Here is a 20,768-nt window from a genome sequence, read left to right as displayed (position 1 = left end):
ATTAAACCATGTAAAACAGCAATATAACTGCACCAACGATCATCCATAGGACGTAACGCGATACTTGATTGCCTTGCCCTTCGCTAACTATCTCACCACTGCTTGAAACTGCAGAAGAGACACCACCGACGACACCTTTGTTAAGAATCCAACGCTCGATTACTGTATCTAGTAAACCAGTCAGCGCTTTAAAACCACGGATAAAGATAAGCTTCGAAAGATCATCGATATACCAAGCTGCATTGAGGAACTTGTTGTTACCAATCCCTTTGCCTGTAGCCAGCTCTTTCTTAACCATTACATGGGCAATCCACACACCAGCAATTGCAATTACAGCACCTAGTAGCTCAAGCAACAGGCCTGTTGAAGGGTCAAGTTCAGGCACATCACCCAGTACTTGGCTCAACCAAGGAACAAATAGGTGTGGACCGAAAGACCAATCTGATGGGAACTGAATCCAACCAATTGCGATAGAACCAACCGCTAAGATGCCAGTTGATACTTTCATCTGCCAAGGTAGGCCTTTCTCACTGATGTAAGACGGCTTAGTGAACTCAGTACGGTTTTTGCCGTTGAATACCATGAAGTACATACGGAACGCGTAGATACTAGTAAATAGCGCACCTACTAGACCCAATCCAGCGAGCAACCAGCCTAGATGGCCTATATCTGTTGCAGCAATGATCGCATCTTTTGAGTAGAAGCTTGAAGTGATAACCGGCAGTGCTGCCAAACTTGCAGAACCTGCTAGATAAGTCCACTTCATCCATGGTAGACGTTTGCCAAGGCCACCCATCTTACGGATGTCGTGATCATGGTTGTACATGTCGATGATGACACCAGAACCGATGAACAGTAGCGCTTTAAAGCAAGCGTGAACAATCACGTGGAAAATCGCTAAGTCGTAAGCACCTACACCAAGAGCGGCAAACATGTAACCGATTTGGCTGATTGTAGAGTAAGCAAGAATACGCTTGATATCGTTTTGCGCTACTGCACAAGTCGCTGCGTAGAATGCAGTGAATGCACCCACTAGCGATACCCACCAAGCCACATCAGGAACTAGGTTGTAAAGAACGTGAGTACGTGCGATTAGGTAAACACCAGCCGTAACCATGGTTGCCGCGTGAATCAGTGCCGAAACCGTTGATGGGCCTGCCATTGATTCAGGTAGCCATACGTGCATTGGGAACTGCGCAGATTTCGCCATACCACCAACTAGGAACAGTAGGCAGATAACTGCGATGATACCAAGATCAACAGGTTGCGTTGTTGCTAAGTGGAAGATCTCTTGCAAGTTAACTGTCTTGAAAGAAACAAACGCAAGCAAGATACCGATAGCAAGTAGCGTATCACCAATACGGGTAACAACGAATGCTTTACGACCAGAGTAAACGTTCTTCTCTTTGTTGTAGTAGTGAGAGATCAAGCCGTATGAACATAGGCCCATGATTTCCCAGCCTGTGTACAACAAGATTAGGTTATCGGCCATAACGAAGAACAGCATGCCCGCTACGAACAAGTTCAAGTAACAGAAGTAACGACGTTCACCAAAGTCTTTACGCATGAATGGCACAGAGAACAAGTGGATTAGGAAACCAACCCAAGTTGTTACTGTGATCATCACAAGCGTTAGTCGATCAACGGTTAAACCAATGTTGACCTTCCACGCACCGACAGACATCCACGTCCACAGCTGTTGATGGTAATCAGGATTAAAATCACTGTTAATCCAAAGCGCACCAACCAAAATCGCAGAGATAAATACCGAGCTTGCCGCCATAATACCGCTTGCACGAAGTGGCATTCTGCCACCTAGCAATACGATGATTGCAGCACTCAATAGTGGCAATGTAGGGATTAACCATAAAACGTTATTCATTATAGCTCTCCCCCTTTCGCAACTAGGCTGTCACTAAGCTGGTTAAGCTTGTCAACGCGAGTTGTTTTAAGATGACGGTAAGATAGCATCGCTAGCATAAGAACCACTGAAAGTTCACAACCTGCAGCAATCATCAAAAATAGTGTCACAACCTGACCGGTTGGGTCGTTCCAGTATTGGCCTGCACCAACAAGCGCAAGTGCAACACCATTAAGCATGACTTCGATGCCCATCAGGACGAACAGAAGTTGACGACGAACTAAAACAATTAAAAGACCAATCACAAACATCAACAGTGACAGCGTCAGAACAGTAAACACACTCATGCTTGTTCCTCCAATGTCGCTTCTGAAGCCTCAGCTTCAGGCTGTGGTTTGACATGTGCAGCTAGATAAATCACAGCAACAAGAGCACCTAGTAGAAGAGTTGAAATCGCTTCAATAGCCAGTTTGTAATGCTCGAATAAGTCATAGCCAACGCTCTTCGCGCTGATCATATGTACCGTTTGCGCAGTTTCAACAGTTAGAGAACTGGTCATTACAAGGAAGCCTTCAACCAACATCACCACCAATAAAATGATTGGCAAAATGATGCTTTTATTGGCTGTCATAGGAAAACTTTCACTTGCTGGGCTGAGCATAATGAAGAATACAAACAACACCATAATCGCGCCGACGTACAAAATAATTTGCAGTGCAGCAACAAATGGCGAGCCAAGAAGATAGAAGATCACTGCCAGTGCCAATAGAGAAGTGGTGAGATACACCGCCCCATGCATCGGCTCTTTGACGAACAGCAAACTTATTGCAGCGAGCAGCATAATCACACTGCTGGCATAGAATATAATATTCCAAGTTAACATTATTTACCTCGCCAAGTTACGGCAGCAAAGTGTAAACATCGATAGGCGGTTTTTCGTCCGCACCATCACCGATTTCTTTTCCTTCAATTGCTACGCCAGCGTGCTCGTAGTAATTAAAGTCAGGATGCTTTCCTGGTCCATCAATCAACAGATCTTCTTTCTGATAAATCAGTTTTTCATGGGAGTATTTGCCCATTTCAAAATCAGTCGTACATTGAATTGATAACGTTGGACAAGCTTCTTCACACATGCCGCAGAAAATACAGCGACTAAAGTCCAACTGGAATGTTTTCGCGTAGCGACGTTCGTCTTCTCGCTCAGCACCTTGAATGGTGATCGCGTTAGAAGGACAAACAGAAGAACACAAGTAACAAGCAACACAGCGCTCATCACCCGTTGGATCTTTTGTCAAAACAATACGGCCGCGCCAACGCTCTGGTAGATCTGGCTTTACTTCCGGGTAACAGACAGTGTCTCTTGGAGCCCAAGCATGTTTAAGGGTCGTTCCGAAGGCCCCTGTGACTTCACTGAGTATTTTTAATATTTTCATAATTCTTTCTCGATAAAAGAGCTATCTCGATCAACTCCGTCCTGTTACATCCAGAATGCACCGATGATTGCTGTCGCAAGGATATTCAACAAACCAAGTGGTAGTAGGAATTTCCAACCGAACGCCATCAATTGGTCGTAACGAGTTCGTGGCAAACTTGCGCGCATCCAAACAAAGAAGAATACGAGTAAGAATGTTTTTAGGCAGAACCAGAATACGCCCATTAGTGGGAATGTTTCTGCCCAAGGACCATGCCAACCACCAAGATACAGAGTCGTTGTCATTGCGCCGACGAGAATCACGCCTAGATATTCACCTAGGAAGAACATCGCAAATGGCATACCACCGTATTCAGTGTTGAAACCTGCGTTCAATTCGTTTTCTGCTTCTGGCATATCGAAAGGCAGACGGTGAGTCTCTGCGATACCCGCAATTAAGAAAACAATAAAACCAACGGGTTGCAGTACGATGTAAGGAATGGTTTGAGCATCAACAATTTTGCTTAAGCTGAAGCTACCTGCAAGCATAACTACACCAAGCACAGCCACACCCATAGCAAGCTCGTAACTGATTAGCTGAGCGATGGTACGGATTGCACCCAACATAGTGTATTTAGAGCTTGAAGCCCAACCACCAAGGAACACGCCGTAAGCATGAATCGAGCTAAGGCCCATCAAGAACAGCAGACCAACGTTTAGGTCACCCGCCCAAGAAATGTTTTGGCCGACAGGAAGAAGAGCAAAACTTACTAGTATCGCTACCACAACCAATATTGGTGCTAGGATATAAAGTTTTCTGTCTACGAAACCTGGCAAAAAGTGTTCTTTAGTCAGTAGTTTAGCTGCATCACACAGCGCTTGAAACATACCAAATGGACCAGCACGGTTCGGGCCGTAACGGTCTTGTAGAAGTGCTAGAGCACGACGTTCAAACAGTACCGTATAACCAGCAACAAGGATCAGACCAAAAATGGTGACCACCATGCCAATTAGAACGTAAATCCAATAATGCAAAGGATCCATTAAGCTTCTCCTACCGTTGCTGTTTTCGCTTCGGCTTTGCCATTAGCGTCAACATTTGTTGCATCAATAAAGAGATCCGCTGCTTTCTCAAGTTGAACTGGAGCAGCAATCTCAGTACCCAGCTTGTTCACATCTGCGCGAGACAACGCGACAGTGCTGTCAGCAATATGAGAATCAATCACGACAGTGCGTGTTACTTGCTTCTTCGCGACTTTTACAGTTAGACGGTCACCCGTTTTAACCGAAATCGCTTTCGCTAACTCAGCATTGACATAAATAGCTGCATTCGGTTTTAGAGAAGCGAGCTCCTCTGCGCTATCTGCAACGTAGCCTTCGCCGTGCCAGCGTGAAAGAGCAACTTGACTTTGCCCTGCTTTTGCTGGTTTGAATACTGCTTTTTGCTCACTCGCTGAAAGTTCAAGCGCGAATTTGCTTGCATCAAGGCGAACACCTTGAGAACCGGCTTGCGGATGCGTTTCTGTTAAACCAGCAAGGAAGGTGTTGATCGCTTGTTGGTCAACGTCGACCATTTGCTCAATCAATACTTCAGCGCTGAATAGTGACTCTTTACGCTTGAACGATTGTGCGAAGCTTTGTAGGCGACCTTCGTAGTTGATAGTCATACCATTGCGCTCTGGCCATGCAGCCAAAGGAATCACAAGATCAGCCGCTTTCACAGACGCTGTGTTGATCTTGTCAGCAACGATTAAGCGCTTAACTTGGCCACGTAGTTCAGACCAACCTGTCGCTTTCTCGCCGAATGGGTCAGAACCCACCACCAATAGTGTATCGATTTCGCCCTTAGTTAGTTTCTGCTTCAGTTTTTCGCAAGAATCAGCTTCAGCAACTAGTGCAGAACCTGTTGAGCCAGCTGCTGATTGAGCAACGGCAAGTTTTGCTTTCTCGCCTAGAGTCGTTGTCACTTTCTCTAGTGCTTTAATACCAGCAACATTAAGGAGCTCAGCCACACCTAGAACCACAACTTTGTTGGCGTCTTTAGCGGCTGTCGCAAACTTGTTTGCCCATTCGTTGTTAACAGACTCACCTGCACAAGCTTTAGCAACTTGCTCTAGCGTCTCTAACCATTGTGAAGGAGCAACAGTTTGGCTTAGACCTTTTTGGAACTTACGTGACGCTGTCACCAAGTGAGAACCAGTCGCGTGAAGAATATGAACTGGACGCTTCTCTTTCATCACTTGGCGAACTGCCATGTCTAACATTGGAGCGTGCTCAGTGAGCTCACCAACAACAAGAACAACGTCAGCTTGCTCAATCTCTTTTACGCTTGGTGCGTTTGAGTTTGCTGCAACTGCTGCTTTAGTGAACGCTTCTTCTGTTTCAGAAACAAACGGAGAGAAAGGCGCATTCAATTGAGCAGCTAGCTGGCGAAGTGCCGCGTTAGTTAGTAAATCTTCTTCAGCAGAACCTAAAATACCCACGCGGCCTTGCGCTTCACCTAGCTCTTTCGCTAGACGCTTCGCTGGCTCTGCATCAGCAAGTGGTTTACCATCAAGCAGAACTTGCAGTGGACGATCTTTTGCTTCAGTACCATGCGCGCCATAACGGCCACGGTCACAAATGAAGTATGGGTTTACCGCAGATTTGCCTTCTTCAGCTGGATGAACGCGACGTAGAGTACCTTCACGGCCACCTACTTCAACGTTACAACCTACGCTACAGCCAGAGCAGATAGAATCTGCTTTATCTAGCATCCAAGTACGGCTGTACTTACGACGATAAACTTTATCCGTGAATACGCCCGTTGGACATACTGTCACTAGGTTACCAGAGAATGGGCTGTCGAAAGCGCCATCGTCTGTACGACGGAACAATACGTGGTTGCTTGAACCCATTGCGCCGAAGTCATCGCCTAGTGCGTAGTTTTGATAGTAACGAACACAGCGGTAGCAAGTCACACAGCGGTTCATGGTTTGATAAACCAGTGGACCTAGGTATTGATCAGGCATAGTACGCTTCATACCATCGTAACGACGGTACGCATGACCTACGCTGATTGTTGTGTCTTGGAGGTGACAGTCACCACCTTCATCACACACTGGGCAGTCGTTCGGGTGGTTAGTCATATAGAACTCAACCACACCTTTTTGAATTTGCTGAGCTTTGTCGCTCTTGAACTTGTAGCGCTGGCCATCTTGAGCCGGAATGGTACAAGTCATCACAGTACGTGGACGCTCGCCTTCTTTTTGCGGCACAGTTTCCATCGCACAAATACGACAAGAACCCGCAGCGCCTAGCGCTGGGTGATAACAGAAGTAAGGCGCTTCGATGCCTGCACGGCGAGCGGCGTCTAGAACGTTCTCACCTGCTTCGAATTCGACCGCTTTATCATCAATATAAATAGTACCCATGATTAAGCTTCCTCCGCTTCTACACTTGCTGCCATTTCGTGCGTGCAAGCTTTCGCTTCGATGTGTGCTTCAAAAACGTGTCTAAAGTGCTTAAGACCAGTCATGATAGGCATTAACGCACCCGGTGCTAGTGCACAGAATGTGTTTGGATAAATCGTGTCACACAGCTCATGGAGTAGATCAAGATCTGCTGCAGTCGCGACGCCTTTCTCAAACTTCTCAAGAACGTGAACCACATATGGAAGACCGTCACGACAAGGCGTGCAGTAACCACAAGATTCACGAGCGAAGAACTCTGTCAGGTTGATCATGAAATCGATTGGACAGATAGAATCGTCCATTACGATGATGCCGCCCGTACCAAGACGAGAACCAACACTTGCAGGACCATCCCAATCTAAAGGCACATCTAAATGCTCAGGAAGCATAAATTGCGTAGACGCACCGCCCGGTAGGAAGCCAACTAGCTCTCTGCCATCTAGTAGACCGCCTGCGTGCTCAAAAATCAGCTCGCGTGCTGTCGTACCCATTGGCAATTCGAAGAAGCCAGGTTTTTTTACTGGGCCAGATACTTGATAGATGTGGCTACCTGCTGCGTTGCCTTTACCTTGAGACTTAAACCACTCAGCACCTTTGTGCGCAATCCAAGGGATATGACAAACGGTTTCGACGTTGTTAATGATTGTCGGTTGTCCCCAAAGACCTTTTACGATTGGGAACGGCGGCTTAGCTCGTGGGTTACCACGGTAGCCTTCTAATGCGTTTAGTAGTGCAGTTTCTTCACCACAGATATAACGACCAGCACTTAAGTGCACGTCAACATCCAGATCCCAGCCAGATCCTTTGATGTTTTTGCCTACCAAACCGGCTGCTTTCGCGTCTTCAACTGCTTGTTCTAGTAGTTTTGCACCTTCACGGTATTCGCCACGAATGAAGACGAATGCTTTGTCAGCGCCCAATAGATAACTACTGGCAATCACACCTTCAAGGATGGTGTGCGGGTCGCGGTAAAGTACTTGACGATCTTTGAATGAACCCGGTTCAGATTCATCTAAGTTAACCACTAGATAAACTGGGTGAGACGCGTCTTTTGCAAGGAAGCCCCATTTAACACCAGTAGGGAAACCACCACCACCGCAGCCACGTAGGCCAGAGGCTTTGATTTCTTCTAGAAGTGGCTCTCTGTCTTTACCAATAATGGTTTCTAAACTCTCATAACCACCCGCTGCTTGATAGCCAGCTAGGTCTAGAGGTTTTTCGTTGTGGAAGTTACGGCTTAATACGAGATCCATTATGCTTTCCCCCCATTTGGCTTACTTGGCTCATCTTGAGGAGTCAACATTGCGATCATGCTGCGGTAATCAGGTTTCTCAGCGAGCTTCATTTCTTCTTCAGCCATCTGAGCGATGATGTCACGTACTTTTTCTTCTGTTAGCTCACCTTCTACGCGATCATCGTTAATTAACGCTGCAGGAGCGCGGTCACAAAGACCTAAACAGATGCTCGGTAAGACAGTGACACTGCCGTCATTTGCAATTTCACCCAACTCTTTTCCAGTGGCTTTCTTTGCAGCTTCTAGTACCTTCTTTGAACCACGCGTATGACATGAAATGCTGTCGCAAACACGCATGATGTTTCGGCCGACTGGTCGACGGCGTAACAAGGTGTAGAAAGTAATAATTTCATCTAGTTGAGTCGTTGAAAGCTCAGTTAGTTCACTAACCGCTTGCAAACCCTCTTTAGTAATATATCCATATTTATCCTGCACAAAGTACAGACAGTAGATAGCTCCTGCCCGCTTTTCAGGATAGTGAGCAATATGCTCTTCCAAATGTGCGATTTCTTGTTCAGTTAACATTTTTTCCTCACATCGGCCCGACTTTACATCGACCAGTATCTAAGTTATCGCTTCTTAGCGTGCTATAGGCTAAAAAGCGCCTAACTTCAGCATCTTATAAACGGTGCTGTTTTAATGATATTTAACGGTCAATGTCCGCCAAAACATAATCTATTGAGCCTATCAAGCAGATGATGTTCCCGAGCAAATCGCCTTTAGAAACTGCTTTAACAGACTGGAAGTGGGTGAAAGACGGAGTGCGAATACGCACACGGTATGGACACCCGGTACCATTACTTACGGTGTGGTAACCTGTAATACCCTTCGAGGTTTCAGTAGCAAAGAATGTTTCTGCAACTGGGAAGTCAAAGCCACGGCCAGTATCAACGAAACTGTGAATCAAGGTTTCGATGTCTTTCAGTGCATTTTGCTTACGAGGGAAACCAAATTTTGGCGCATTGTCCGCTAGGAATGGGCCTTCAGGCATACGATCCGCCGCTTGGCGAATGATCTTCAAACTTTCTGTCAGTTCTTCAACACGTAGAACAGTACGAGTGTATGCGTCGCCGTCTTTACCGACTGGCACTTCGAAGTCGTAGTCTTCGTAGCCCATGTATGGCATTTGCTTACGCACATCAAAGTTAATACCTGTTGCACGCAAGTTTGGACCTGTTAGGCCATAATCTAACGCTAATTCTTGGCTGTATACCGCAACGCCTTGTGTACGCGCCTTGAAGATCATTGATTTAGTCATCAACTTCTCAAGATCGGGTACTAGCTTTTCTACCGCGTCACACGCTGCATCGACGGCTGCTCTCCAACCTTCAGGTAGGTCTTGAGACACACCACCAATACGGAAGAATGCTGGGTGCATACGACCGCCACAGATAAGCTCGATTACATCGAAAATCTTCTCACGCTCAGTGAAGGCATAGAATGCTGGCGCCATACCACCAAGGTTGTGCGTGATACTACCGAACCAAACTAAGTGGCTTGAGATACGGAACAGTTCGCAAAGCATGATACGCATGGTTTTGGCGCGCTCTGGAACTTCAATACCTGTCATTGCTTCTAGGCCAAGAAGGTATGGCAGCTCACCTGCTACACCGCCTAGGTAATCGATACGGTCAGTGTATGGGATGTAGTTATGGAAGGTATGACGCTCTGCAAGCTTCTCAGCACCACGGTGGTGGAAACCAATCTCTTGGTCTAGCTCTTCAATGCGCTCGCCTTTCATTTTTACTTTAAGGCGAATAACACCATCCGTACCCGGGTGGTTTGGACCAATGTTCAATACCATTGAGCCATCTTCTTGCTTACCTTTGATCTCGTAAGATTCCATTACGCTTTGGAAGTCATCACCTTCAAGATCAAATGGTTCGTCCATTAGCGTAGCGCGAGCTGGGTAAGTTTTACGAAGTGGGTGACCTTTCCAGAAATCAAACGTCAGGATACGGCGTAGATCTGGGTGGCCCGCAAATTTGATGCCGAACATGTCATAAACTTCACGCTCGTACCAGTCTGCATTCGGCCATACAACGGTCGCTGTCGGTACTTCAATAGAATCGTTCGCGATGTGAGTGCGAACAGAAATAAATTGGCTAGTTGAAATGCTCAGTAGATGGTAAAAAACTGTCAAACCACCACCACGCTCTGCTTCATCAATCGCGGATAGGTCAAACAGCATTTCAAATTTAGGCGTCGACTCTTTCTTTAGGTAAGTCAGCATCGCAATGAGCTGATCACAGTCAACTTGATAGCTTTCAGTGCCGATAACAGAGTCTGGAAGCGCTTTCGCACCAAAACGCTCTGTTAACGTTTGTTGTAAATCGCTTACAGCGACTTCTTCTATTGTTAGTTCTGTGCTCATTTATTCAACCCTTAAGCCAAGAGGTTTACGATTTTTCTTTAGAACAGAAACTGGGTTTGCTTTGACGTAGTCTTGAAGCATCAACAAACCTTCTAACAACGCGTCAGGACGAGGAGGACAGCCTGGAACGTATACGTCAACCGGTAGGATTTTATCGACACCTTGAACCACACTGTAGATATCGTACATACCGCCAGAGTTTGAGCACGAACCCATAGAGATAACCCATTTTGGTTCAAGCATCTGGTCGTAGATATGCTTCATTAGTGGAGCCATTTTGACAAAGCATGTGCCCGCCGTAATTAACACGTCACTTTGGCGAGGAGAACCACGTAGTACCTCAGATCCAAAACGCGCCATGTCGTAACGTGGCGTCGCGGCTGTCATCATTTCTACGAAACAGCAAGAAGTACCAAAGTTATATGGCCATAGTGAGTGTTTACGGCTGTAAGAGATGAGGTCATCTACTTTGCCAACGATATTAGTGATTAGATTATTGCCTTTTTCAGATTGCTCTTTATCGGCATTAACAACAGGTATGATATCGCTCATGATTCGTATACTCCGATCTTAAAAGCGCCTTTACGCAGCATATACACGAGTCCTAAAAGGAGGATTACAATGAAAACTACCGCAGCGATAACGCCCGGAATACCTAGCTTCCAGTAATCAACGCCCCAAGCGAGTAAGATGGCTGCTTCTAGTTCAAAAATGAGGAAAGCGACAGCAATGAGATAGTAGCTAATTGAAAAGTTGTGTTTTGTTGTGCCAGAGGGAAGAAGGCCACATTCGAAAGGTTGTTCATCTTCATATCGACGATCAAAACCGCCGACCAGTTTGCTTGCAAATAGGATTGCAGAGATTACCGCTATGACAAGCACAGTAAATATGCCGATCAATAAGGCTGGACTAAAGCCACTCATTTTGAACTCCTCGTATAACCTCGTCCATTGAGTGCGCTATCAGCCCGACTGCTACTGACTTATCAATACACCTCATGAGGAGGGTGTACTGAGCGATCCTTTTTTATTACTAACATTACTTTAAAATCGGCATTTCGCTCAATTTGTTACTATGAACAACTGCCACATATTTATTATCAAATTGCACAAAAGCAAACTGCCAGTCCATGTGACTAGCCCGTTCGCTTCCTACTGTCCTTAACGTGCAACTTTTATCCTAATCTGGCATGTTTTACTTCTTTAATAGCCATATGGCTTACGGAAGAATGAGCATCGATAAATAAGCTTCATCAATCACTTTGAATCACTATTTAGAACTGCTTGCTCAAATCTTGATCTAACTGTTGAAAATCTTATTAGTTTGTCAGACCAATGTACCAGATAGTGGTCGTCACTCTAACAACTCTTAATAACAAATCAAGAGTTTATTAAAATCGCACTGCTTACTATTCATTCAAAAAGAACAAGAAAAAAATCAATAACTGATATGCAAGATTGTCGTAAATTAGCTGCTAATTCTTGATTAAACAGGCAAGAAAACACCCTGTTTTAGAAAAATTGATATAAAAAACCCATCAAATTTGGCAATGCGTTTATCAAAAATGAACTTTAATATTGCATTTTGTTCGGTAAATATTTAGTCAATTTCAGAGAACCATCTCAAGTTTCATGATGCATGTCATAGACGCAAATGATTAGTTACTCAGTGAGGGCTCCTTTTTTGATCTTCCTCAATCAAACAAATGTTGGACAGCTCGCGCAGTAGAGTTATATTGGAGTTTTCCTCTCTACTGGATTAACTATGAAAGTCAGCATCATAGGTGTAGGAGCTATCGGCGGATATATTTTCGCCAAACTATCACAGACAAACGCATACGACTTGCAATGCGTCGTCCATCCCCACTCAGCATTATTAAATCACGGCAAGCTCCAACTCAGCACACCAAACATTCATTTAAGTTTCCCTATAGAAAGGGTGACTTCCGATTATTTAGCTATCGACGGGGATGTCATTTTTATCACCGTCAAAGGCACACAAAATTCCATCGTATTCCCACGTTTACAGCATCTGAGAAACAAGACTTTTGTTGTGGTACAAAACGGTATTGGCAACGAACAACATCTCTCCCAATTTTTACATCAAAGCAATACCATAATCGGGGCCACGACAAACGTTAAAGTGACGAAAGAAATAACAACAAACCAAGTCACACTACATAATGAATTCAATAACTTAAATTATGCATGCTATCGTAAGGGAACTAGTGAGATCGAATTAGAGCCAATTTTTGGTCATGTCTTTGTCTCCGTATATAAAAGACACAATATCTACCAAACACGATTTCCCAAGCTACTGGTCAACACATCATGCAATCTAGCCTCGATAATCTATGATGCGTGTATGCAAACCCTCTCCCTATCCTCACAGCCGCGCCAGCTCGTAGAAAAGGTTGCAGATGAGGTCATTCAAGTTGCTCAAGCTTACGACGTAGATGTAGATTCCACTGCAATCACTCAGTTAATGGAGCGATTAGCAGTACCTGCATTTAAAGGTGTTTATTTCAGTATGAAAGAGGATTTCGACGCAGGTAGGGCTATGGAAGTAGAAACCATCTTCCACAACTTAGTTGAACTGGCCAATAAAATGGGCGTGCAAATACCAAATACTAAGGCGGCACTTAACACAGTGTTGTCAATGATTGAGCAAAGAAACGATCAACTAAAACCTTGCAATTAGCTTATAAAAGCCTGTGTCACCCAGCAGGCTTTAGAACCGGTTTCTGAGTGAAATACAGGATATGCTAAGACGAATATATCGCTGCTTTCGCCTCGGCAGATAAAATGGCGACTTGTTGCCATTAATACACTGCCGAGCTATCACCTCTGACACCTATAACTTTAGATTTATTCTTGAAGATACTTTCTAAGTAGTGACAGATTCTAAAACTCTCTACCCTAGAATCAGTTAACCTTCCCCTTTCAATATTATAAAAAGAATTTATATTTTCCACTCAAGATTAATCCGAATTTAAAATATCAAATAATGTATAGCAACTGATAGATTAAATTAACATACTAATTAAATAAATAGTATAGGTTAAAATTTTGATAAATAAAAACATCAAAATAATATAACAACTTTTAAGATAATGGTGTGCTCGACACAAACTTAATATCAGCGTACTTACGAGAAAGAGCAACATCACAACCCATTTTTTGATACGAAAAATCGGCAGAGCATACTACATTATATGGTGTATCCTTCCGAAACTTCGTCGGCATAGTTTGAATATAAAATTCTCCCAGCGCCTTTCCATATTTGCAACCGTTTGTTGAATAATCATAGACAAGACACACCAAGTCAGGTTCGCTGTTTACTGCTAAGTACTCAAGTTCGTACGTCGATTTTAATGGACGGAAATTATCAGAACAGGCATTTTGTACATTCGTATTAGATAATACGAAGCCGGTATTGGTAGCGTAGATAGTATTGCCACTAGTGCTGTCTGCATCCTTACATATTACCACTTTATTATCTGGTAGTGCGCTTGAATTAAAGTGGAGAGTATATGCTTGGACAGTCGAGAAACTTGAAGATCCTATTAACGTAAAAAAGATAAGTACTTTATTCATACTGAAATCCTATCAATGAATAATAAAAAATATACTAGTAATATAAAGTAAGGAAATTTTACACTAGCTTTTATATTATAACGATCAATTCTATAGAAGATAGTTCGTAAATAAATGGTAATCATCACTAATAAATCAAATAATTTAACCTTAAGCAGTAGAAAGTGGTTCGATTCGAATATCATCTAAAAATATGTTTAACACTACACAACCTAATTATATTTTGAGGTTACACACGATTTTCCTAGCTGTTTAGCTAGTATCACAAGCCTGTAGCGCAAATTTAAATACAAAAAGTTTCTCAGCTTGTCGTTCATCATACAAAATATTCATAAACACGCACAGTAACTGTCAAATACATCAGCTATACTTATGTTTATTTGTTATGTAGCAGAGGATAAGTGAATGATAAAAAAGTGGCTTTATGTCATACCCTTCTGTTTTTCCTTTGTTATCCCATCTGCTTCGGCTAACTCTGAGCCATTTCGCATATTGCACGTGATGAGTTATCACAAAACTTGGAAATGGAATATTGAGCAGTTTCAAGGGTTCAAAGATGGCATTGGAGATTTAGATATAGAGTATGAGGTTATTGAACTTGATACTAAGCGTAACAGCTCCCCCGCTGCTATTGAGGAGAAAGTGGCCATTGCGGAGCAAGTTATTGAAAAGTGGCAGCCAAACTTACTTTATACCAATGATGACAACGCTCAAAAATACGTTGCTCAAGCGCTAGTTAATTCTGATTTACCAATAGTGTTTAGTGGTATCAATCGTGATCCTTCAGAGTATGACTTTGTCGGCTCTAACAACGTAACTGGTGTATTGGAGCATGAACACTTTGTTCCTACCGTCAACCTAATTCAATCTCTATCGCCACAAGTAAGCAGAATTGCCGTTATTGTAGACAGTGATCCTACTTGGAAAGGGGTCATGGCTCGTATTCGAGCAAGTAGTAAACATTTAAATGATGTCACGATTACCGAATGGATTTTGGTTAAAACTTTTGCCGAATATCAAAAGGTTATAGAACGGCTACAAAACCAAGTTGATGCTATTGCTCTGTTAGGCATATTCAACCTAAAAGATAAAAACGACAAAGATGTGCCCTATGAACAAGTACTAGAGTGGACTGTAAACAATAGTCAATTGCCTGACTTTTCATTTTGGGAGACTCGCGTTAACAGCGGCACTTTGGCAGCAGTGGCTGTTTCTGGCTATGACCAAGGCTATGTAGCAGGACAAATGGCAAGAAAAATTCTGGCTGAGAAAGTGAGCCCTAGCGATATCGAAATACGACCAAGCTACAAAGGCGTACCCATGCTCAGCTTACCAAGAGCAAGAGCTTTAGGAATAGAGCCAAACGTCCACGTGTTGCTAAATAATACCATTAAACAAAATTATACTTGGGACAAATAATGTTCAATCAATTGAATTCGATACGAATAAAAATTGTCTTATTATTCTTGATTAGCCTGTTTCTGATCTTGTTTATTTTTATGGGCATACTTTCTATTGAAATACGCCATCGCTACGAAGATTTATTCATCCAGCGCGGCTACATTAATGCTGAGCAGCTGGCTCTAAAGACCGATAGGCTGCTTGATTTAGGTTTAATGCCGTCTGAGTTCTCAGGATATGAAGAGCTATGTGAGGAAATTATCACACGCACCGAGGGCGTCACTTATGTTGGTTTGTTAGACGGGAAAGGAGCACCAGTATTCCAAGCTGGCACCTCATTATCTAAACCAGCCAGCCGCGACGACCATATATCTAATATCTTAACGAGCACAAGCCCCAGTGATTTTTATATTTATGTCCCATTAACAAATGAAAATTTTCGTGGATCAATACTCGTTGTTGTCGATGAAAGCTTGGTAGAAAGGCAAGTTGTCTCGGTACTTAAATATATACTGATGTACGGCGTCATCACTGTATTTGCTTGCGCCGTTGGTGTGCTTGGATTTCTAAGGCTTTATTTAGGTAAACCTATTGAGACTTTGGTGAGTCATATGCGGCTAGTTGACCTCCACGAAGGCGAAATAGAATCCGATGAACTAGCTGAGAGAAAAGATGAAATTGGCTTAGTCGCCAGAACCTTTGATGATCTAATTAAAAGCCTACGTTCCAGTCAAATTTCGTTGTCCAAATCCAATGCTGAATTGCAAGCTATTGCTGAAGAGCTTGAGCACCGAGTTGAGCTTCGCACCGAAGAACTTAAAGAAGCGAATAAGCAGTTAAAACTCGTCGCGCATACTGACGCATTAAGTGGTCTTTCTAACCGACTTCAGTTTAGCGAAGTGTATTACCAGCGTTTCGCCCATGCGAAAAGACATGCTCACAACTTCTCAATACTGATGATCGATTTAGATCGCTTTAAGGAAGTGAATGATAAATATGGACACATGGCGGGCGATCACGTCATCCAAGTGATCGGACAAAGGTTACGTGAAGACTTACGCGAAGGTGACAGTTACTTTAGAATGGGTGGTGATGAATTTGTATTCTTAGCAGAGGAATACGACACTCCACTTGAGTTACGTAACATTGTTGAAAAGATACGTAATCTAATTTTAACGCCAATCGATTACCAGAATGTGCATTTGCCAATCGGGGTGAGCATTGGTGTTGCCAGTTTAGAGAACGATGCTTACAAAACTGCAGATGAACTCTACGCATTAGCTGATTTAGCTATGTATCGCGCTAAACAAGATGGTGTCGACTATCTTTACGCTGCAGAATCGGTTGATCCTCCGATAACACAAGATAAGTAAGAGGTTACTTTAGAAAAGAAAGAGTATCTTGCTAAACAGCAGCTTTGGAGCATTTTCAAGTTAGAAACCTGAGACCCAATAACGTCACTGCCATTTCTGTGCGACTCTTGATTCTATATCCAAATTGACATCAGTGCGGTCAGGTATCTAGGGTTCACGCCCTAGATAGTCTTTAGTGTCTTCCTTTCGATTAACTTAGTAGGGACCATCAGCTTAACTAAACTATCGTCCTGCTCTTGAATTTGATGCACAACTATTTTTACGGCTTCTCGCGCTAACCGACCATAGTCTTGTTGAAAGGAAGATAGCTGATAGCTTGTCCAGTTTGCTTGAGGAATATTGTCAAAGCCAAGCACTTGCAAGTCACCTGGGATGGATAAACCAAACTCAAAGCGAGCAACATCCATTAGGGACATGGCAATAATATCTGTCGCGCAAAAAGCTGCATCAATCGTTTCATCGCTGGAGAGCAGTTTTCGAAGCTCTTTTTGGGCAAGCTCATAGTTGTATTTCGTTTCAACGTAAATTGGCTCACACCCCAAACTTTCTTTCACGGTATCGTTGAAACCATTCACTCGCTCTGTATTTGTAATTGTCGGGATTTCACCAGTGATATAAGCCAGCTTCTTTGCGCCTCTTTCGATCAACTCCTTCGCCGCTAATTGACCTGCACTATAGTTATCGCTCACTGCAAAGCTGCATTTGGTATTTTGCTCCACACGAGCAAATTGCACGATAGGAATATTGAAATTTTGGCATTCCTCATAGAGAGCAGTATTAAACTGAGCAGAAGCGGCTATCACGCCATCGACCTTATATTGGAAGATATTTGGAATCGTATGATTTGCCCTGTCATCCAACGTCCAAGGGATCAGTACCGCTGAATAACCATTTTTCTGTAACTCGGTACTAAGTAATTGCAGTGTTTCCATATGGATGGGATAGTCCGCATCAGGAAAAACAAGACCTATTAGTTTCGACTGCTTGGTGGTGAGACTACGTGCAAACGCATTTGGACGATAGTTTAGCTCTTTTGCTGCTTTAAGTACTTTGCTGCGTGTTTTTTCTGATGTTGCCTCTGCATTCATGAACACTCGTGAAACGGTAGACTGCGATACGCCAGCCAATTTTGCGACGTCTTTGGACGTTGCATTGATACTCTTTCCTGCCATTAATAAACAACCAAGTATTCGCTAAAAACCAACAGATTATATATCCCGAACAAAATAAAGGTACAGGATTTAAAGTGAAACCTGCTTGCTGTGATCAACAACTATTTATAAAACGTTCACTATTATTTTAATGCAATACTAAGCCGTATAGGTTCGATACTTAAAAATGCCCTAAAAAGGGCATTATCGCGTAGAAGAATACATTAGATACAAGGGTTCATAATTTGCTTAGTGCGTTCAAAGACATCAAGTCCTTGTTGCTTTAACCAATAAGGGATATCGATCAACACCCAGTTTTCAGACAACTTATCACCTGTTCTGTAATAAACATCGACCACCTGCATATCCGCTCGGACCTCTCCGCCCGGCATACCGAGGAATCCGCCAATAGGTGTATTAGATAGATTCGGCCAACCGAAGAAACAAGCAAAATTACCCTCCGCAAAACGGCATACATGGCCATTAAACTTTTTATCTTTTAGATTGTTTCTAAAAGGTAACTGGTGCTGAACCTGATAACGCGGAATCGTATATGACGCCCCGATCCCACATGGGCCATACCAGATCATATCCTTAGACCAACTTTTTTCTAGTACTTCCGGTGGACACCCCATCGCTCCACTATCGTTTAGTGCACTGAGATCGTCGACCATCTTATTAACTAAAGCGAGTGTTTCTACTCCTTCTTCTTCTGGCGCATCTTCAAACAAAAGACCGTTGTGGTCGCGAGGGCCAGGATACACAAAGTGGCGTCCCGTTGAAGGTGGTAACGGATAGCAACCCGCTTGGTCCATGACTCCTAGTAAATCCATAAATAGGCCGGACTTAGTAATTTTGCCGTTTTCAACACAAGTAAATTCTGCATATCGAATATTAACCATTTTACCTGTTGCCCGAATACCCAACCAATCGGTATCGAATAGGCCCATAAAATGGCCCATGCTCATCACCCACTGTTCCCCGCTGATCTCATTGGTTCCACCAATAAAAATATCTTGACGGCGCTGCATACGAGTCATTGACTGTTTTAGAGGAGCCCAAAAAACCTCTGCGACAGCCTCTGCACCTTTTTGCTCACGAAATGGATACACACCACGCCAATCGTAATCCTCACTCACATAATCTTTTAACACACTGGCTACTGACTCAGGCGTTGCACCTTCTAAAGCATCAAAATATTCACGGACTATACGCTTCGTTTGTTGATATTTGCTCATTATAAAATCCTGTTGTAATTATTAGGTAAATCAGTTTGTGACGGGCTCACCAGCTCTTTGTTTTTTATAAAAAATACCGCCTTTCAATGTTTCAGGGAGTGAGAACCATAAAAGCCCAGCAAGAATCCACACTACCGGTGAACCCCACATCGCTGTTGTTAAATCGGTACGATCTTTGATGAATACCAGCACCATCGGCGCCCACATACCAATGATCCGCCCACCATGGAATAAAGCTGCACCAAAACTGCGTAAGTGAGGTGGAAATAGCTCGGAAAAATATCCTCCCCATACCGCACTTGATGAAAGGCCAAAGTTATAAATCAGCCCTAATAGTGCTAGAAGGTTTAAGCTACCAATAGTGATGTCATTAGGTGCAACAAAGAAAATCGCCGCCATCGCGCCAGCAATAATGAAACCAAAAGCATTCACTTTACGACCATATTTGTCGGCCACCACTCCCCATACCCAAGCGCCAAACAAACTACCAAACGCAGAAATAGAGAAGATGACACCAATTGTCGCACCGTCAAACATGCGAACTTCTTTTAAATAGGTTGTGACAAACCCCCCAAAGAACTGATAGCCATAGAAATTTAAACCCGCCAACAAGAGGCAAGAGATGGTTATCTTTCTGTGTTTAGCACTTAGCATCTCAGCCCAAGAACCTTTTTTGCCGCTAGCGCCTTCGTCTGATGGACTCTGCTGCTCTTCTTCGCCAAAAGCGATGACCTTTTTATCCGAAGGGAGTATAAATATCATAACGATAGAGGCGATCAACGGTGGTAAGCCACCAACCCACATAATGCTCTGCCATGGCGCTTCAATGCTTGAGATAAATGCTGCGTACGCCCCCATAATCATTAGCGCTAAAGAGAACATACTTGATGCAAAAGCGGTAAGTTTACCTCTTACACTTGGTTGAAACATGCCAATCATCGTTGAAACAGCGACGGTAAAATACCCCCCGAGAGAAATACCAATAATGAAGCGCATCAACGCCCAAGCGGTATAATCGGTAAACATCATGTTTACTATGGTCGCCCCACCATTTAACGCTGTTATGGCAATCAACGTCGATTTTTTACCAAAGTTTGTCGCAACCCAAGCACAGCTTAGCGCACCAATTAACGCGCCAACGGACTGCCATGTATAAAATTGTGCAGTATCTGCTAGGGTGATACCGTCATATGCGTCAACGATATACGGCCTGACATAATCAATGATGACAAAGTTGTAGCAGTAGAAAAAATAACCAACAAGGATAGCTAGATAAGCAGCAATCCTTTGAATTAATGGTACTTCTTCCATATGAATTTTTTCAGCCATGAACAGTTGACCCTCTTAATGCGAGCTTTTAATGCCTCAATGAATGCAAAGATATTAACCAGATCCTATGTGTTCATACCGTGATCTAACTCGCTATAAAATGAATACGTACCCATTAAAGTTATTAGCGTGATAAAGATCTAATTCGAACTTAAAGTCATAGAAAGAACCTTTTCTAGGATTAAAAGTAGTCATAAATCACGAAGTTTATCTCCAAATTGCAAATTTTAACGTGTTCATTACCTTTTAATGAGTAATATGTTGTGACATTTGAAGTAGTAATTGAAA

The 20,768-nt window shown here is 43.3% G+C and carries 18 protein-coding genes; 3 read left to right on the top strand and 15 right to left on the bottom strand.

What is annotated here, in order from left to right; genetic code table 11:
- Position 1: 1 nt before the first annotated feature.
- The 11 genes from nuoL to ACM2FC_RS09105 all read right to left on the bottom strand — a co-directional run bounded on the left by nuoL (position 2) and on the right by ACM2FC_RS09105 (position 11,315).
- Positions 2-1,882 (bottom strand): NADH-quinone oxidoreductase subunit L, encoded by a 1,881-nt coding sequence (gene nuoL, locus ACM2FC_RS09155; protein ID WP_498480603.1) that lies wholly within the window; start codon positions 1,880-1,882, stop codon positions 2-4.
- Positions 1,882-2,208 carry an NADH-quinone oxidoreductase subunit NuoK gene (nuoK, locus tag ACM2FC_RS09150; RefSeq protein ID WP_498480602.1) on the bottom strand — a complete coding sequence of 109 codons (327 nt, stop codon included), beginning with the start codon at positions 2,206-2,208 and terminating at the stop codon, positions 1,882-1,884. Before nuoK ends, nuoL begins: the two co-directional genes overlap by 1 nt.
- Positions 2,205-2,744: an NADH-quinone oxidoreductase subunit J family protein gene (locus tag ACM2FC_RS09145; RefSeq protein ID WP_498480601.1), complete on the bottom strand. Its 540-nt coding sequence runs from the start codon at positions 2,742-2,744 to the stop codon at positions 2,205-2,207. Before ACM2FC_RS09145 ends, nuoK begins: the two co-directional genes overlap by 4 nt.
- 16 nt (positions 2,745-2,760) lie before the next feature.
- Positions 2,761-3,294 (bottom strand): NADH-quinone oxidoreductase subunit NuoI, encoded by a 534-nt coding sequence (gene nuoI, locus ACM2FC_RS09140; protein ID WP_498480600.1) that lies wholly within the window; start codon positions 3,292-3,294, stop codon positions 2,761-2,763.
- 44 nt (positions 3,295-3,338) lie between these two features.
- Positions 3,339-4,316, bottom strand: a complete 978-nt coding sequence (gene nuoH / locus ACM2FC_RS09135; protein WP_498480599.1) for an NADH-quinone oxidoreductase subunit NuoH — start codon at positions 4,314-4,316, stop codon at positions 3,339-3,341.
- The gene (gene nuoG / locus ACM2FC_RS09130; RefSeq protein WP_498480598.1) at positions 4,316-6,685 is read right to left on the bottom strand and encodes an NADH-quinone oxidoreductase subunit NuoG; all 2,370 of its coding nucleotides are present in this window, start codon (positions 6,683-6,685) and stop codon (positions 4,316-4,318) included. Before nuoG ends, nuoH begins: the two co-directional genes overlap by 1 nt.
- Before the next feature lie 2 nt (positions 6,686-6,687).
- A complete protein-coding gene (gene nuoF, locus ACM2FC_RS09125) occupies positions 6,688-7,977 on the bottom strand; it encodes an NADH-quinone oxidoreductase subunit NuoF (protein WP_498480597.1) in 1,290 nt (429 codons plus the stop codon).
- A complete protein-coding gene (nuoE, locus tag ACM2FC_RS09120) occupies positions 7,977-8,543 on the bottom strand; it encodes an NADH-quinone oxidoreductase subunit NuoE (protein WP_498480596.1) in 567 nt (188 codons plus the stop codon). Before nuoE ends, nuoF begins: the two co-directional genes overlap by 1 nt.
- Before the next feature lie 121 nt (positions 8,544-8,664).
- On the bottom strand, positions 8,665-10,392 hold the full coding sequence (gene nuoD, locus ACM2FC_RS09115; RefSeq protein ID WP_498480595.1) for an NADH dehydrogenase (quinone) subunit D: 1,728 nt from the start codon (positions 10,390-10,392) through the stop codon (positions 8,665-8,667).
- Entirely contained in the window at positions 10,393-10,944 is a 552-nt protein-coding gene (locus ACM2FC_RS09110; RefSeq protein ID WP_237360291.1) for an NADH-quinone oxidoreductase subunit B, read from the bottom strand.
- A complete protein-coding gene (locus tag ACM2FC_RS09105) occupies positions 10,941-11,315 on the bottom strand; it encodes an NADH-quinone oxidoreductase subunit A (RefSeq protein ID WP_498480594.1) in 375 nt (124 codons plus the stop codon). The genes ACM2FC_RS09110 and ACM2FC_RS09105 overlap by 4 nt, the downstream gene beginning before the upstream one ends.
- A gap of 841 nt (positions 11,316-12,156) precedes the next feature.
- On the opposite strand from ACM2FC_RS09105, the gene ACM2FC_RS09100 reads away from it, so the two are divergent.
- Entirely contained in the window at positions 12,157-13,092 is a 936-nt protein-coding gene (locus ACM2FC_RS09100; RefSeq protein WP_498480593.1) for a ketopantoate reductase family protein, read from the top strand.
- Between the two features lie 404 nt (positions 13,093-13,496).
- Here ACM2FC_RS09100 and ACM2FC_RS09095 read toward each other — a convergent pair whose 3' ends face one another.
- Positions 13,497-13,988, bottom strand: a complete 492-nt coding sequence (locus tag ACM2FC_RS09095) for a hypothetical protein (RefSeq protein WP_498480592.1) — start codon at positions 13,986-13,988, stop codon at positions 13,497-13,499.
- 405 nt (positions 13,989-14,393) lie between these two features.
- On the opposite strand from ACM2FC_RS09095, the gene ACM2FC_RS09090 reads away from it, so the two are divergent.
- Positions 14,394-15,407 (top strand): ABC transporter substrate-binding protein, encoded by a 1,014-nt coding sequence (locus tag ACM2FC_RS09090; protein WP_498480591.1) that lies wholly within the window; start codon positions 14,394-14,396, stop codon positions 15,405-15,407.
- Positions 15,407-16,762, top strand: a complete 1,356-nt coding sequence (locus tag ACM2FC_RS09085; RefSeq protein WP_498480590.1) for a GGDEF domain-containing protein — start codon at positions 15,407-15,409, stop codon at positions 16,760-16,762. Before ACM2FC_RS09090 ends, ACM2FC_RS09085 begins: the two co-directional genes overlap by 1 nt.
- A 161-nt stretch (positions 16,763-16,923) precedes the next feature.
- Here the strand turns inward: ACM2FC_RS09085 and ACM2FC_RS09080 are convergent, their stop codons facing one another.
- The 3 genes from ACM2FC_RS09080 to ACM2FC_RS09070 form a co-directional block, all read right to left on the bottom strand.
- A complete protein-coding gene (locus tag ACM2FC_RS09080; RefSeq protein ID WP_498480589.1) occupies positions 16,924-17,934 on the bottom strand; it encodes a LacI family DNA-binding transcriptional regulator in 1,011 nt (336 codons plus the stop codon).
- 203 nt (positions 17,935-18,137) lie between these two features.
- Positions 18,138-19,151, bottom strand: a complete 1,014-nt coding sequence (locus tag ACM2FC_RS09075; protein ID WP_498480588.1) for an ester cyclase — start codon at positions 19,149-19,151, stop codon at positions 18,138-18,140.
- 30 nt (positions 19,152-19,181) lie between these two features.
- Positions 19,182-20,480, bottom strand: coding sequence for an MFS transporter (locus ACM2FC_RS09070; RefSeq protein ID WP_498480587.1), 1,299 nt, complete (start codon positions 20,478-20,480; stop codon positions 19,182-19,184).
- Positions 20,481-20,768: the final 288 nt, after the last annotated feature.

The organism is Vibrio sp. A37 (assembly GCF_059777565.1).
The sequence above is the reverse complement of the archived record's forward strand: the minus strand, read 5'-3'. Positions and strand labels throughout refer to the sequence as shown.